This window comes from Herbaspirillum sp. GW103 (assembly GCF_000261365.1).
GTDB lineage: Bacteria > Pseudomonadota > Gammaproteobacteria > Burkholderiales > Burkholderiaceae_D > Herbaspirillum.
In genome coordinates this window covers 1,091,967-1,106,165 of sequence record NZ_AJVC01000004.1, presented here as the reverse complement: position 1 = coordinate 1,106,165, position 14,199 = coordinate 1,091,967, and the positions used below count along the sequence as shown (strand labels likewise).

Genomic DNA, 14,199 nt, shown 5'->3' with positions numbered 1-14,199 from the left:
CCCGCCGTGCGAGCTGCGGTCGCCCATGACGATGAAACCGATGATTGCCATGCCGAACTCCTGATCCTTGTCAAAGCGACCGAGGCTAGCAAGATCGCTTTGGCGAGATAAGACGGACCATGGGGCAATTCGGGAAAGTTGGCGATAATGCGTTGCGGATCTCGAAAGTTTTTGAGTTCCGGTAGGCCGCAGTCATGCGAGACCGCACATGAAAAACGGGCGCCCCGTGGCGCCCTGGCAAGTCGGTTGCATCAGATCAGTCGGCAGTCTGCAAGGTCTTGTCTGCTCTGTCCCGCTGCTGCAACAAGGCATACACTCCCATCGATGCCACGAAGGTCAGCGGTGCCGACAGTGACAGCCAGAAGCCCGCCATCTCCATCAGCACGAAACCCAGCACGACACCGCAGAACCAGGCACCCAGCCCGACTCGGTTGATACCCGCTGCGCCATCGGTAGCGGTGCCATGGTCGCCCGCGGTGAGAATGTGCGCCAGTGCCACCCCGACCCATGCCACCACGAACACACCCTGATAGGCCAGCGCCTTGAGCAGATAGGAAAACACGTCGGCCAGCATCAGCGCATACACCACGATACCCACCACCACCGCCCATACCAGGCGCGACGCGTGCAGGCCCAGCAGGTTGCCGAAGAAGGCCTGCATGTTGACCGTGGCGAGATAGTAGTTGGCGGTGTTGATGCGCGTCTGCGTGACCCAGACGAAGAGCAATCCCCAGAATCCCATGAGCTTGAGGATGGCCATCACCACCGACACTTCAGACAGCGGACCATCCTGAGGAATGCTGCTGGCCAGGTAGATGCCGGCTGCACCATTGAGCAGGATGGTGACCAGGTAGAAGGGCATGCCGAAATTGAAGCGGCCGTGATACGTCGCATCTTCCGGCTTGCCGAAGCGGGCATAGTCGAAGGTGAACATCATCAGTACCCACACGCCCATGTAGTACGTGAAGCAGCTCCACCAGCCATCGGCCGGCGGTGCGGCCGGGCCGAAGTCCAGCCACTGCGGCTGGTAGCCGTACTGGCTCACCGCCAGCACCAGCGCCATCAGCAGGCCCAGCAGGTAGAACGGCAGCAGCACGCCGTTGAACTTGTCCAGCCAGTGCTGCACGCTGCCGAAGACCAGCGGCACGCTGTAGAGCACCACGATGAGCGCGGCCACCGGATAGAGCAGCGACGGGTAGAGATGATGCAGGGCCACCGCGATCACCGAGCCCTCGAAGACGGCGTAATAGATCGCGGTGGAAAAGAAGATCAGCGTGGCCAGCGAGGCGCCCAGCCGTCCGAACAGGATGCGCGAAAACAAGGCCACCGACAGGCCGGTGCGCATGGCATAGCGGCTGATGCAGGCATTGATGAGCCCGTAGCTGATGGCCGAGAGCACCATGCCGATCAGAGCGTTGCGGGCGCCATAGGTCAGCGCCAGCGAAGCTCCCACGACGATGTAGAAGATGGCGCTACAGACGGCCCACCAGGCCATCGTCAGCGAGAGTTTGCCCATGCGCGCACTGGCGGGAACGCTGTAGGTGGAGAGGTCGATTTCCTTGTTCTGCGTTTGTGATAAGCCGGCCATGTCAGTTTCTCCTGAGACGTTGAAGCGATGATTCAATGAGGTGGATGAGAGGCGAGAGCGAAAAACGAAAGCGAAAAAACCGAAGCGAAATACCAACGGAATTGCGTATGCAAAACTCGCTGGCAAAGCTGCTCCCATCCCGGGGCGGCGACTGCACGTCGGCCCGGGGCGGGAATCAAACGGAGGGATGCGCGGCTGTGCCGGTCTCAGTCGGTCAGGAGACTGCCCAGGCGCTGGAAGCGCTGCTGGTACTGGCGCCGGGCCTCCAGCGCCTGCTCCAGTGTCACGCGCACGAACTGCGCCTTGTGGTTGGGTTGCAGTTGCCCGATCAGGTCGAGGTCGGCGCTGATGACGGTGCCTATGGTGGCGTAACCGCCGCCGGAAACGGCATCACGCAACAGCACGATGGGCTCCACACCACCGGGGATCTGGATCGAACCGATGGGATAGCAGGCATCGACGATGTTGGACGGATCCGACCCGGCGCCGAAGGGCTGTTCACGCGGCCGGAACTGCATGGGCTGGCCCCCCTTGAAGCGGTAGCCGATGCGGTCCGCTTCCGAGGCCACGGTCCAGGTATCGGCAAAGAAACGCTCCACGGCGTCCTCGGTGAGGCGATGTATATACAGCCCCGGTACCACGCGCAGCACGGCTTCGCGGTCGAATACCGGCACCAGCGACAGCGGCAGGGCACGCCCTTCGATGGCCTGCGCGGACGCGCGCCCCAGCGGCAGTTCGTCGTCCCTGGCCAGCTTGCGGCCATGCCATCCACCGAGTGCGCCCAGGGCATAGGTGGCGCGGCTTTCCAGTACCAGCGGCACGTCGATGCCACCGGCGATGGCGAGATAGCTGCGCGCGCCGGCCTTGGGGTAGTCGAAGCTGAGCACCTGGCCGCTGCGCACCTTGAAGGCGGTATCGAGTGGCCGGTCGCTGCCATCGAGGCGCGGCTGCATGCGCGCGCCGGTGACGGCGACCAGCGCATCGCACTGGAACTCCAGTTGCGGCCCCAAGAGGCTGCATTCCAGGGCCGAGCTGGTGGCGGGGTTGCCCACCAGCAGGTTGGCGCTGCGCAGGGCGTACTGGTCCAGTGCACCGGAGGGCGGGATGCCCAGGTGGTAGTAGCCTTCGCGGCCGCCATCCTGCACCGTGGTGGCCAGGCCGGGCTGTTTCACCTTAATCGTCATGGAGGGCCTCCTTGAGAGCGTGGATGCAGGCCGCCGGATCGGCCTGGAAGGCATCGAGATCGAAACTGGCCGGGCGGATGCGCAGGTCGAAGCGGCCGACCTCGACCGCCGCGACGGCGGCGTCATACCCGGCACGGTCGATGGCCTTGAACTGCACGATGTCACCGGCACGGAAGAACACCATCGAGTCCTGCAGATAGGGCAGGCCCTGCGCCGGATCGTAGATGGGCGCGGGCGTGACGCCGAACATCTGGTAACCGCCAGCGCCGCGCACCGAGTAGATGCAGCCGAAGCAGCCGCCGTGGCCGAGGGTCAGCCTGGGCGTGTCGGTACGGGGACGCAGGTACTTGGGCACCTGCAACTGCTTGTCCTGCCCGACCATCTGGTACATGAAGGGCAGCCCCGCCACGAAACCCACCATGGAGACGAACCAGGGCGTGCTGCAGTGGGCCGCGATGAAGGCTTGTACCTCGTCATAGCCATTGATGCGCGCCGCGTATTGCAGGTCGGTGGAGGACGGGTCCTGGTGGCGGTCACGGAAGCGCGCCTGGGTTTCATTGGTCCAGGGATCGTCATACAGCACCGGCACTTCGATGATGCGGGTCTGGATGCGGCGCTCGGCGGTAGTGCTGGCTTCCAGCGCCTTGACCTGTTCCAGCAGAGCCAGCGGATGGATCAGGTCAGGATTGAAGCGGATCTGGAAGGAGGCATTGGCCAGGCAGACATCCAGTACGCCGGGCAGCGCCAGTTGCTCCACGGCGCGCGTGATGGCCATGGCGCGGAAGAAGGCTTCCAGCGACATCGATTCGGATACTTCCGCAAAGAGGTGTTCGTCACCGGCGATGCTGTAGCGGATGGGCGCGCAGGGCTGGGATTGTGGGCTGTTCATCTCAGGCCTCCTCAAGTTGCGCGGTGCGGGCAGCTGCGCGTTCGGCCAGCCAGGTTTCCAGCGCGCCGGTATCGAAGCGCGCCGCCTGCACGCGCGCATCGGCCAGCAGCCACTGATGCAGCGGCAAGGTGGTGGCCATGCCGCTGATCCGCGTGGCGTCTACCGCTGCCTGGGCGCGTTCGATGGCCTGCGCCCGGTCCTTGCCGTGCACCACCAGTTTGGCCAGCAGGGAATCGTAATACGGCGGAATGCGATAGCCGGCATAGAGATGGCTCTCCACGCGGATGCATTCGCCTTGCGGCCAGTGCAGGTCCGTCACGGTGCCTGGGCAGGGGAAGAAATTGCGTTCCGGATCTTCGGCGTTGATGCGCATTTCCACTGCTGCGCCCTGCATGCGGATGTCGGATTGCCGCAAACCGAGCGGCTCGCCGCCCGCGATGCGCAGCATGGCCTGCACCAGATCGATGCCGGTGATCATTTCGGTGACGGGATGTTCGACCTGGATGCGCGTATTCATCTCGATGAAGAAGAACTCGCCGCTCTCGTCATCGAAGAGATATTCCAGCGTGCCGGCGCCGCGATAGTGCAACTGTTCGGCCAGCCGTACCGCGCTCTCGCAGAGGGCTTGGCGCTGTGCGGACGTGAGTGCGGGCGAGGGCGCTTCTTCGAAGACCTTCTGGCGGCGCCGTTGCAGCGAGCATTCGCGTTCGAACAGGTGTACGGCGCGCTGGCCATCGCCCAGGATCTGCACTTCGATGTGGCGCGCTCTGCGGATGAAGCGCTCCAGGTACACCGCACCTGATCCAAAAGCGGCCTGCGCTTCGCTCTGCGCAATCGGAAATTCGCGCGCCAGTTCGTTGGCATCGCGCGCCATGCGGATGCCGCGACCACCGCCGCCGGCCGAGGCCTTGATCAGCAGGGGATAGCCGACCTGTTCGGCACAGCTCAGGGCGGCGGTGAGATCATCGAGTTCACCCGGCGATCCCGGCACCACCGGCACGCCGGCAGAGGCCGCAGTACGGCGCGCTTCGGCCTTGTCGCCCATGCGGCGGATGGTATCGGCATCCGGTCCCACGAAGATCAACCCGGCCTCGGTGACCGCTTGCGCGAAGGCGGCGTTCTCGGAGAGGAAGCCATAGCCGGGATGGATGGCATTGGCACCGGTCGCGCGTGCGGCCTGCAGCAGTGCATCTGCGTTGAGATAGCTGCGGTCGGCGCGCGCCGGTCCGATGATCTGGACTTCATCGGCCATGCGCGCGGCCATCGAATCGGTATCGGCCTCGCTGCAGGCGGCCACGGTCGGGATACCCAGCGCTTGCGCGGCCCGCAGGATGCGCACGGCGATCTCGCCGCGATTGGCGATCAGGAGTTTGGTGATGGACGTGCTCATGGTGCCGCCTCAGCCTGCCGTCTCGATCACGGCGACCAGTTGGCCGGGTTCGACCGGATCGCCGTTCTCGACGTGGAAGGCCTGCAGCGTGCCGCCGTGCTCGGCCTGCAATTCCGTAAATTGTTTCATCACTTCGATCAGGCCGATCACGGCACCGGCTTCGATGAGGTCGCCTTCCTGTGCATAGGGTGGGGCCTCAGGGCTGGACCGGCGATAGAAGGTGCCGGGCAAAGGGGAGTGCACTTCTTGGACTGCCATGACTTTTCTCCTTCGTGTGATGAATGGTATGGATCAGCGCGGTGCGGCGATGGCTATTTCGGCGGCTTCGAGACTCCTGCGCGTGGCCTGCACCAGTGCGAGGGCACCGGGTGTATCGCTGTGGATACAGACGGATTCGAAGGCGATGGGAATATCGCGCCCTTCGACCGTGCGCACCACGCCTTCGCGGCAGGCCCGCAGCACCTTGGCCGCCACCTGCGCAGGATCGAGCGCACCGACCCAGCGGGTGAAGACGATGGAGCCGCTGTTGTCGTAATCGCGGTCGGCGTAGAACTCGCAGACCACGGATTGTCCTAGTTCCCGGGCCACGCGCCAGACGGCCGAGCCGTGCATGCAGAACAGAAGCAAGTTCGGGTCCAGCTGGCGCAGGGTCTGCACGAAGGTGCGCGCGGCCTCTTCATCCCGGGCCAGGTGCATGTAGAGCGCGCCGTGCGGTTTGATGTGTTGCAAGGTCATGCCGTTGAGGCGGGCGAATTCGCGCAGGGCGCCGAGCTGGTAGAGCATGTCGTTGACCAGCTCGGTGGCCGGGGCGTTGAGGTGACGGCGGCCGAAGCCGACCAGATCACGGAAGCCCGGATGCGCACCGATGGCCACGCCGTGTTGCCGCGCCTGTTCCACCGTGCGCCGCATGGTATTGGGATCGCCTGCATGGAAGCCTGTGGCGATGTTGGCTGAACTGATCAGGGGCATGATGGCCGCATCGACGCCATCGCCGATGGTCCAGGGGCCGAAGCCTTCGCCCATGTCCGAATTCAGATCGATTGTTCTCATCTCGTGGTCTCCTGCGCTGCCGGAATCAGCGCGTGAAAATGAGTATAGAAATCGGCCACGGTATTGGACAGATGTATTATCAGAGGGCTTGATATCGAAAAATCCGATAGCTTATGAAGGGCATCAAACATGGCCATCACCCTCCGGCAGATTCGTTATTTCGTTGCTACTGCGGAAGTGGGACAGATTTCGCAGGCGGCAATTCATCTGCACATTTCGCAATCCTCGGTCACCAGCGCCATCCAGGAACTGGAGGCCATGCTGGGCGCCCCGCTGTTCATCCGCTCACCGCAGGGGATGATCCTCACCGACAGCGGGCGGCATTTTTTGAATCATGCGTATTCGATTCTGCGCAGCGTGGACGATGCGATGAAGAGCCCCTTACCGGACAACACCGCCAGCGGCAGCTTGCGGGTGGCGGCCAGTTACACGGTGCTGGGATATTTCTTGCCGCACCATTTGCAGCGGTTGTCGCAGTCCTATCCGGGGATCAAGCTGCATGTGCATGAGAAGGAGCGTGCCGAGATCGAGCAGAGCCTGGTGGAGGGCGACATCGACATGGCGGTGGTGCTGACTTCCAACCTGCGCCATCGCGAGATCGCTTACGAGACGCTGTTTGGTTCGGTGCGCCGGCTGTGGCTACCGGCGCGCCATCCGCTGGGGGAGCGCTCGGTGGTGAATCTCTCCGAGGTGGTCCATGAGCCCTTCATCCTGCTGACGGTGGACGAGGCCGACAAGACCGCGCTGCGCTACTGGAACCAGAGCGGACGCAAGCCCAACATCATCATGCGCACCAGTTCCATCGAGGCGGTGCGCAGCATGGTGGCCAATGGTTCGGGGGTGGCGATTTTGTCGGACCTGGTGTATCGGCCGTGGTCGCTGGAGGGGTTGCGTATCGAGACCGTGTTGTTGATGGATCACGTGCCGGCCATGAATGTGGGGCTGGCCTGGCGCAAGGGGGTGAAATTTACGCCGGCGATGGAGGCGGTGCGGGAGTATTTCAGGCAGTCGTTTTTGACGCCGCAGTTGAGTAGTGGGAGGAGGTGAGAAAGTGATTCTCATAATTGGAGAATCACTTTCAGTTGAATTGTCCACAGCACTTGTCGTGGACAAGCGGAAATGATTTAGAGAATTTCTTCCTGGGAGGCCACCATCCACACGCGCTTGATCGCAGCCCACATTCGGACTCGGCATCATTGACCGCCGGTATCTTGGAACCGCAATGCAAGGCGCTGTTGATTTGTTTTAGAACTGGCGCACTTTCTCCGAAAATTTCCATTCCAAGTGGACCCATGTTCAGACCACAATCCCGTTCATGACGGCGTGCCGGAGAACGCAGTGATAGAAGTGGCCCTACTTGGAATCATTCATATCTGCGCGCGCCGGCATCAGCCATGAAGTAGTCCACTCATTTTCTAAAGGAAGAGCATGTCCGATACACCTTCATTTTATATGCGTGTCAAGTTGAGCCCGCAGGCGTATGCCGATTACCTGGAAAGCGACGGCGGCCGACCGTCGGATTTCGACGATTGGGTCGAATGGCTGAACACCAAGGGCAACTACGACCCTCAGATCACGCAGGCCCTTGTCAATGAATACAGCGAAGTTGAGCGCGGAGATCGAACGGTCAAGGAATCGCTTGAAGGCTGGTGCGCATCATCGCAGTGCTATGGCCTGACCATGTCGAACTACGATTCCGCAACCGGCATCTGGCAATTCAGCAGCCTTGATTTCTCCTACAGCGTCTATACCCTCTTGGTGAGTCTTCCGTTTTTGAGAAACGTTTGCCGCTACAAGGATACGGCGGACATGGATTATCTATTGATCTACGATTTCATGAATGATTCAACAAACCATTTCGGCATATTTACCCTGGAGCAGGGGCGATCGTCCATTGTAGAAAGCGTGCCCGAGGCCTTCGTTGCCGAAGCCAATGCCCATCTGTCCAAGCAGTATGACCTCTGCATCCGCGCAAACCCGGACTGAGCCTCACGGAAGGCGCCGTATGCGACTCATTCTCCGGCGCCTGTAAGTGTTGTTGGCAAGCTTCACCCCTGCCGCCAATGCGGATGCTCCCTGACCCAAGGCAGCAAAAAAAATCCCCGTATTCACGAGGATTTAAGTTCTTGGCGATTTCTGCAACGTGATGAAATTGCTTGAAACAGCTAAGTTGAATCAGACATTGAACAAGAAATTCATCACATCCCCATCCTTGACCACATACTCCTTGCCTTCCGCGCGCATCTTGCCCGCTTCCTTTGCGCCGGTCTCACCCTTGAAGGCAATGAAGTCCTCAAAGGCAATGGTCTGCGCACGGATGAAGCCGCGTTCGAAGTCGGTGTGAATCACGCCAGCCGCTTGCGGGCCAGTCGCACCCACCGGCACGGTCCAGGCGCGTACTTCCTTGACGCCCGCCGTGAAGTAGGTCTGCAGGCCCAGCAGCTTGAAGGCCGCACGGATCAGACGGTCCAGGCCCGGCTCTTCCATGCCCATGTCGGCCAGGAAGTCGGCCTTGTCGGCGTCGTCGAGATCGGCGATCTCGGCTTCGATGGCCGCGCAGATGGCCACGATGGGGGCGTTCTGTTCCTGGGCGTAGGCGGTCAGCTGGTCCAGCAGCGGGTTGTCGGTGAAACCGCTGTCGGACACGTTGGCCACATACATCGCCGGCTTGGCCGTGATCAGGCACAAGGGCTTGATCAGCAGCATCTCTTCGGCATCCAGACCCAGCGCGCGCACCGGCTTGGCTTCGTCCAGCGCCGGCATGATGCGCTCCAGCAGCGCGACCAGCTTGGCCGCATCCTTGTCGCCGGAACGGGCCTTCTTCTGTTCGCGGTGGATGGCCTTCTCGACCGTGCCCATGTCGGCCAGCGCCAGTTCGGTCTGGATCACGGCGATATCGTCCAGCGGGCTCACGCGACCGGCTACGTGGATCACGTTCGGGTCTTCAAAGCAACGCACCACGTTGACAATGGCATCGGTCTCGCGAATGTGCGACAGGAACTGGTTGCCCAAACCTTCACCCTTGGAGGCACCCGCCACCAGGCCCGCAATGTCCACGAATTCCACCGTGGCCGGCAGGATGCGCTCGGGCTTGACGATCTCCGCCAGCGCCTTCAGGCGCGGATCTGGCACTTCCACGATGCCGACGTTGGGCTCGATGGTGCAGAACGGATAGTTCTCGGCGGCGATGCCCGCCTTGGTCAGCGCATTGAAAAGAGTGGATTTACCGACGTTGGGCAGACCCACGATGCCGCATTTGAGGCTCATGACAGATTCTTCCGAAAGCAAAACCGACATTGTAGCAAGCCCGACGCCCCAAGCCCCAGCTTTGCAACGCAGCATCGAAGCGCACGTACGCGCTGTGGTATCCGGCCATCACTGGTAACATGCGAGTCTTGATTCGCATCTCGGAAATTGTCTGCAATGCACCATTCCGTTGCAGATGTACCACGCAATAAGAATTTTTTTGCCGGTGCAATATTTAAATGACTCATCCGTCATCTAGTTGGTTGTCGGAAAGTGTCCCTATTTGTAGTGAACATGCCTGTAACTTGTAAAGAACAGGCGTTTTCAGCGCCCGTGATTTACAGGCTGTATTGCCTTCTTGAAAGCGATTTGTAAAATTTGCTCTACAATGTCGGTTTTCCCAAATCCTCAAAGAATCCCCTTGCCTCCCGTGCCCAACATCGTCGAAATCCGCGATCTGCATTTCCGTTATGGCGACCGGCCCATCCTGACCGGTTTGCAGATGGACTTCCCGCGCGGCAAGGTGGTGGCGGTGATGGGCGGTTCCGGATCCGGCAAGACCACCATCCTGCGCCTGATCGGCGGGCAGTTGCAGCCTCAGCAGGGCAGGGTGGAAGTGGATGGCGAGAACGTGCCCTCGCTGGCGACCCGGCAGTTGTATGTGCTGCGCCGCAAGATGGGCATGCTGTTCCAGAACGGCGCGCTCTTTACCGACATGACGGTGTTCGACAACGTGGCCTTCCCGTTGCGCGAGCATACCGACCTGGATGAAACGCTCATCCGCGACCTGGTTCTCATGAAGTTGAATGCCGTGGGCCTGCGCAATGCCGCCGCCCTCAAGCCGGCCGAGATTTCCGGCGGCATGGCGCGCCGTGTGGCGCTGGCACGGGCCATCGCTCTGGACCCGGCGCTGATCATGTATGACGAACCCTTCGCCGGGCTCGATCCGATTTCCATGGGCGTGACGGCCAACCTGATCCGCCGCCTCAACGATGCCCTGGGGTCGACCTCGATCCTGGTGTCGCACGATGTCAATGAATCCTTTGCCATTGCCGACTATGTGTATTTCCTGTCGGCCGGCAAGATCGTGGCCCAGGGAACGCCGCAACAGATGCGTGAATCCACCGATCCCTATGTGAAGCAATTTGTCCACGCCGAGGCCGATGGTCCGGTGCCCTTCCATTATCCGGGCCGTTCGCTGGCCGAGGACCTGGGCCTGGGAGGTGGCGCATGATCGTCCGTCTGCTCGGCGGTCTGGGCCGCAGCGTGCGCGAGTTCGCAGTCGGCGTGGGTTTTGCCGCGCGCATGTTCATCAACATGCTGGGGGCCTCGCTGGGCCTGCTGCGCCGTCCGCGCTTGATTACCGACCAGATCCACTTCATCGGCAACTATTCGCTGGTGATCATTACGGTGTCGGGCCTGTTCGTGGGGTTCGTGCTGGGTCTGCAGGGGTATTACACGCTCAATAAATATGGTTCGGAGCAGGCCTTGGGTCTGCTGGTGGCCTTGTCGCTGACCCGTGAGCTGGGCCCGGTGGTCACGGCCCTGCTCTTCGCCGGGCGCGCCGGGACCTCGCTGACCGCCGAAATCGGTCTGATGAAGGCCGGTGAACAGTTGTCGGCCATGGAAATGATGGCCGTGAACCCGCTGCAACGCGTGGTGGCGCCCCGTTTCTGGGCCGGCGTGATCGCCATGCCGGTGCTGGCGGCCATCTTCAGCGCCGTCGGTGTGCTGGGGGGCTATGTGGTCGGCGTGCTGCTCATCGGTGTGGATGAGGGCGCGTTCTGGTCGCAGATGCAGGGCGGGGTGGATGTGTGGAACGATATCGCCAATGGCGTGTTGAAGAGCATCGTCTTCGGCGTGGCCGTGACCTTCGTGGCATTGTTCCAGGGATATGAAGCCCAGCCGACGCCCGAAGGCGTGGCCCGCGCCACCACCCGGACCGTGGTGATCGCCTCGCTCACCGTACTGGGCCTGGATTTCCTGCTGACTGCACTGATGTTCAGCTGAGCGGCCACAGTACTTGGACTGGCGCCCGGTGAGGGCGCAATGATGTGAATAAAAGGGTAGAAAAAGGGTTGAATATGCAACGTAAATCTCTGGATGCCTGGGTGGGAATCTTCGTGCTGGCCGGTGTGGCGGCACTGGCGTTCCTGGCGCTCAAGGTGGGCAACATGAGCTCGATGTCCTTTGGCCAGAAGACCTATGCCCTCAAGGCCAATTTTGACAACATCGGCGGCCTCAAGTCGCGTGCGGCCGTCAAGAGTGCCGGCGTGGTGGTGGGCCGGGTGGACTCGATCCGTTTCGATGACCAGACCTTCCGTGCCGTGGTCACGCTGAACATGGACGAGGGCTACAAATTCCCCAAGGACAGCTCGGCCAAGATCCTGACCTCGGGCCTGTTGGGTGAACAATACATCGGCATCGAGCCGGGCGGCGATACTGCTAACCTGGCTGCGGGCGATACGATTAAGATGACACAATCCGCGATCGTGCTGGAAAACCTGATCGGTCAGTTCCTGTACAGCAAGGCGGCAGAGGGAAAGGATGATTCCAAATGAATCAAATGAATAAAAAAACCATCAGCACCGCTTATGCAGGCCGCCTCGGCGCCTTCGCCCTTGCTGCCGCCGCCCTGACCGGCTGTGCCAGCACCAGCAACAATCCCAAGGATCCGCTGGAAGGCTTCAACCGCACCATGTTCAGCTTCAACGACACGGTCGACAAGGTGGCCCTGAAGCCGGCTGCGCAAGCCTACGACACCGTGGTGCCGACGCCGGTCCAGCGCGGCGTGGGCAACTTCTTCGGCAACATCGGCGATGTCTGGTCGTCCATCAACCAGCTGCTGCAGGGCCGCATCGAGCAGGGGGTCTCGACCTTCATGCGTGTGGCCATCAACACGACCTTCGGTCTGGGTGGCGTGCTGGACGTGGCGACCGAAGCGCGTCTGCCGCGTGAGAAGTCCGATTTCGGCCAGACCCTGGGCAAGTGGGGCGTCGGCTCCGGTCCCTACGTGGTGCTGCCGTTCTTCGGTCCCTCCACGCTGCGCGACACCGCCGGCATGCCGGTGGACCTGTACGGCGACCTGTGGACCTACAAGCGTCCGACCCGCTGGCGCAATGTCGGTGCGGTGGTCCGCATCGTCGACCGTCGCGCCCAACTGCTGGATGCCTCGACCCTGCTGGAAGATGCCGCACTGGACAAGTATGACTTCGTGCGCGATGCCTACCTGCAACGCCGCCAGAGCCAGATCAACGGTGCCTCCGGTGGCAGTGAGCAGAAGGAAGAAACCATCAAGCCCTGATGGCCCGGATCGCCTCGCGGGTGTAACCTCCGGGGCGCCCGCAGGGGCGCTTTGGTCTTGAAATGTGGCCGAACTGCCCAATCTGCGCTTTTCGTGCAGTCTCCCCTCAGGGCAATCTGTAACATCCGTGCCGAACTGTGACGGCGCGGGAACCCCGCTCCCGGGCGGGTTTCGAAGGACAACGCCAGCTGCCGTCGGCGCGCCTTACAGCGCGACGCCACCGGGCAGCCCCGGCGCCTTCTGCCGACTCGAATGGAAAACCGACTTATGAAGATGCTTACCAAACTTTTCGCCATCGCCGCCTTTGCCGTTCCGGCGCTGTCCTTCTCCGGCGCCGCATCGGCCCAGGAGGCCCCGGATGCGCTGGTCAAGCGCATCAGTTCCGAAGTTCTGGATACTGCCAGGAACGACAAGGACATCCAGGCCGGCAACAACGCCCGCATCATGCAGCTGGTGGAGCAGAAGATCCTGCCCTACGTGGATTTCGAGCGCATGACCCAACTGGCCGCCGGCCGCTACTGGCGCCAGGCGACGCCTGAGCAGCAAAAGCAGCTGATCACCCAGTTCCGTAGCCTGCTGGTGTTCACCTATGCCGGCGCGCTGTCGCAGGTGCGCGACCAGAAGATCGAATTCAAGCCGCTGCGCGCTGCGCCGACCGATACCGAAGTGGAAGTGAACTCGCAGGTCATCTCCTCGCGCGGTGGCGAGCCGATCCAGCTGAGCTATCGCCTGGAAAAGAAGGCCGACGGCTGGAAGCTGTATGACGTCAACGTGCTGGGCGCCTGGCTGGTGGAAGCCTATCGCGGTACCTTCTCCAGCGAGATCAACAAGGGCGGCATCGACGGTCTGATCAAGGCCCTGACGGACAAGAACCAGCAACTGGCCGCGCGCGGCAAGAAGTAATCGCCGTCACTGCTGACCGACCCTCGACCACTGACCCCTGATCCGAAAGAGCGCATCATGTTCAAGCCCGGCGCCTCGTTGACCTTCACCAATGCCAGCTCGGTGTTGCGCCAGGGCCTGTCGGCCATCGCCGCCGGCCAGGCCAGCATCGACGTCAGCGAGGTGGTCGTGGTCGATTCCTCGGCGGTGGCGACCCTGCTGGCCTGGCGGCGCGCTGCAGCCGGTCGTGGTGCGGCACTGGAGTTCGGGGTCTTGCCCGCCAATTTGCAAAGCCTGGCCGACCTCTACGGTGTGACCGCCTTGCTGCAAGGCGCCAGCGCGCCGACTTCCGCGACTGATCGACATCACTGATCGCGCTCTCCCCAGTCGTCCGGGCTCCCGGACGCCGGGAAGCCCGTCCGGGGCGGCCCCGAATATCGAATTCCCCTATAATCGAAGGTTTTGCAGGCGCGTCGGCAGCCTTGGCCGCGGATAAGCTTTCCGTCCAGGCAATCTCCTGCCTGTCGGCAATGCCGACGGCAACACCGAAACACTGCGCTATTTTTCATGGCACAACGACAAGATGGCTGCGACAGCCTGCCTCCCCAGCGGAGAGCATGGCGCAGCCAGGGCGAGGTGGACAGCGGATTCCCCGGTGGAACTCCT

15 protein-coding genes are annotated in these 14,199 nt (G+C 61.9%); 8 read left to right on the top strand and 7 right to left on the bottom strand.

The window, feature by feature from the left end:
- Positions 1-256 precede the first annotated feature (256 nt).
- The 6 genes from GWL_RS17125 to GWL_RS17100 form a co-directional block, all read right to left on the bottom strand.
- Positions 257-1,588 carry a cytosine permease gene (locus GWL_RS17125; RefSeq protein ID WP_008332526.1) on the bottom strand — a complete coding sequence of 444 codons (1,332 nt, stop codon included), beginning with the start codon at positions 1,586-1,588 and terminating at the stop codon, positions 257-259.
- A 206-nt stretch (positions 1,589-1,794) separates the two neighbouring features.
- Positions 1,795-2,772, bottom strand: a complete 978-nt coding sequence (locus tag GWL_RS17120; protein WP_008332524.1) for a biotin-dependent carboxyltransferase family protein — start codon at positions 2,770-2,772, stop codon at positions 1,795-1,797.
- Complete coding sequence (locus GWL_RS17115) at positions 2,762-3,661, bottom strand: allophanate hydrolase subunit 1 (protein ID WP_008332522.1); 900 nt, start codon at positions 3,659-3,661, stop codon at positions 2,762-2,764. The genes GWL_RS17120 and GWL_RS17115 overlap by 11 nt, the downstream gene beginning before the upstream one ends.
- Position 3,662: 1 nt before the next feature.
- Positions 3,663-5,051 (bottom strand): acetyl-CoA carboxylase biotin carboxylase subunit, encoded by a 1,389-nt coding sequence (locus GWL_RS17110; protein ID WP_008332520.1) that lies wholly within the window; start codon positions 5,049-5,051, stop codon positions 3,663-3,665.
- 9 nt (positions 5,052-5,060) lie between these two features.
- Positions 5,061-5,309: an acetyl-CoA carboxylase gene (locus GWL_RS17105; RefSeq protein ID WP_008332510.1), complete on the bottom strand. Its 249-nt coding sequence runs from the start codon at positions 5,307-5,309 to the stop codon at positions 5,061-5,063.
- A gap of 33 nt (positions 5,310-5,342) precedes the next feature.
- Positions 5,343-6,101, bottom strand: a complete 759-nt coding sequence (locus GWL_RS17100; protein ID WP_008332499.1) for a 5-oxoprolinase subunit PxpA — start codon at positions 6,099-6,101, stop codon at positions 5,343-5,345.
- Between the two features lie 129 nt (positions 6,102-6,230).
- Here GWL_RS17100 and GWL_RS17095 point away from each other — a divergent pair, with 129 nt between their 5' ends.
- Positions 6,231-7,148 (top strand): LysR family transcriptional regulator, encoded by a 918-nt coding sequence (locus GWL_RS17095; RefSeq protein WP_008332496.1) that lies wholly within the window; start codon positions 6,231-6,233, stop codon positions 7,146-7,148.
- Positions 7,149-7,529: 381 nt separating this feature from the next.
- Positions 7,530-8,087 (top strand): hypothetical protein, encoded by a 558-nt coding sequence (locus GWL_RS17090; protein WP_008332487.1) that lies wholly within the window; start codon positions 7,530-7,532, stop codon positions 8,085-8,087.
- 189 nt (positions 8,088-8,276) lie between these two features.
- Here the strand turns inward: GWL_RS17090 and ychF are convergent, their stop codons facing one another.
- A complete protein-coding gene (ychF, locus tag GWL_RS17085) occupies positions 8,277-9,368 on the bottom strand; it encodes a redox-regulated ATPase YchF (RefSeq protein WP_008332485.1) in 1,092 nt (363 codons plus the stop codon).
- Positions 9,369-9,777: 409 nt separating this feature from the next.
- On the opposite strand from ychF, the gene GWL_RS17080 reads away from it, so the two are divergent.
- From GWL_RS17080 to GWL_RS17055, 6 genes are all read left to right on the top strand, one after another.
- Complete coding sequence (locus tag GWL_RS17080) at positions 9,778-10,581, top strand: ABC transporter ATP-binding protein (RefSeq protein ID WP_008332484.1); 804 nt, start codon at positions 9,778-9,780, stop codon at positions 10,579-10,581.
- Positions 10,578-11,357: a lipid asymmetry maintenance ABC transporter permease subunit MlaE gene (gene mlaE / locus GWL_RS17075; protein WP_008332483.1), complete on the top strand. Its 780-nt coding sequence runs from the start codon at positions 10,578-10,580 to the stop codon at positions 11,355-11,357. The genes GWL_RS17080 and mlaE overlap by 4 nt, the downstream gene beginning before the upstream one ends.
- A gap of 74 nt (positions 11,358-11,431) precedes the next feature.
- Entirely contained in the window at positions 11,432-11,908 is a 477-nt protein-coding gene (mlaD, locus tag GWL_RS17070) for an outer membrane lipid asymmetry maintenance protein MlaD (protein ID WP_034351105.1), read from the top strand.
- A 5-nt stretch (positions 11,909-11,913) separates the two neighbouring features.
- The gene (locus GWL_RS17065) at positions 11,914-12,651 is read left to right on the top strand and encodes a VacJ family lipoprotein (protein ID WP_034351103.1); all 738 of its coding nucleotides are present in this window, start codon (positions 11,914-11,916) and stop codon (positions 12,649-12,651) included.
- 267 nt (positions 12,652-12,918) lie between these two features.
- The gene (locus tag GWL_RS17060) at positions 12,919-13,554 is read left to right on the top strand and encodes a phospholipid-binding protein MlaC (protein ID WP_008332480.1); all 636 of its coding nucleotides are present in this window, start codon (positions 12,919-12,921) and stop codon (positions 13,552-13,554) included.
- Positions 13,555-13,611: 57 nt separating this feature from the next.
- Positions 13,612-13,905 carry an STAS domain-containing protein gene (locus tag GWL_RS17055; protein ID WP_008332479.1) on the top strand — a complete coding sequence of 98 codons (294 nt, stop codon included), beginning with the start codon at positions 13,612-13,614 and terminating at the stop codon, positions 13,903-13,905.
- Positions 13,906-14,199: the final 294 nt, after the last annotated feature.

Excerpts from the sequence above, each read along its gene's own strand:
- GWL_RS17125 (WP_008332526.1), bottom strand. The coding sequence starts at position 1,588 with ATGGCCGGCTTATCACAAACGCAGAACAAGGAAATCGACCTCTCCACC.
- GWL_RS17120 (WP_008332524.1), bottom strand. The coding sequence starts at position 2,772 with ATGACGATTAAGGTGAAACAGCCCGGCCTGGCCACCACGGTGCAGGAT.
- GWL_RS17115 (WP_008332522.1), bottom strand. The coding sequence starts at position 3,661 with ATGAACAGCCCACAATCCCAGCCCTGCGCGCCCATCCGCTACAGCATC.
- GWL_RS17110 (WP_008332520.1), bottom strand. The coding sequence starts at position 5,051 with ATGAGCACGTCCATCACCAAACTCCTGATCGCCAATCGCGGCGAGATC.
- GWL_RS17105 (WP_008332510.1), bottom strand. The coding sequence starts at position 5,309 with ATGGCAGTCCAAGAAGTGCACTCCCCTTTGCCCGGCACCTTCTATCGC.
- GWL_RS17100 (WP_008332499.1), bottom strand. The coding sequence starts at position 6,101 with ATGAGAACAATCGATCTGAATTCGGACATGGGCGAAGGCTTCGGCCCC.
- GWL_RS17095 (WP_008332496.1), top strand. The coding sequence starts at position 6,231 with ATGGCCATCACCCTCCGGCAGATTCGTTATTTCGTTGCTACTGCGGAA.
- GWL_RS17090 (WP_008332487.1), top strand. The coding sequence starts at position 7,530 with ATGTCCGATACACCTTCATTTTATATGCGTGTCAAGTTGAGCCCGCAG.
- ychF (WP_008332485.1), bottom strand. The coding sequence starts at position 9,368 with ATGAGCCTCAAATGCGGCATCGTGGGTCTGCCCAACGTCGGTAAATCC.
- mlaE (WP_008332483.1), top strand. The coding sequence starts at position 10,578 with ATGATCGTCCGTCTGCTCGGCGGTCTGGGCCGCAGCGTGCGCGAGTTC.
- mlaD (WP_034351105.1), top strand. The coding sequence starts at position 11,432 with ATGCAACGTAAATCTCTGGATGCCTGGGTGGGAATCTTCGTGCTGGCC.
- GWL_RS17065 (WP_034351103.1), top strand. The coding sequence starts at position 11,914 with ATGAATAAAAAAACCATCAGCACCGCTTATGCAGGCCGCCTCGGCGCC.
- GWL_RS17060 (WP_008332480.1), top strand. The coding sequence starts at position 12,919 with ATGAAGATGCTTACCAAACTTTTCGCCATCGCCGCCTTTGCCGTTCCG.
- GWL_RS17055 (WP_008332479.1), top strand. The coding sequence starts at position 13,612 with ATGTTCAAGCCCGGCGCCTCGTTGACCTTCACCAATGCCAGCTCGGTG.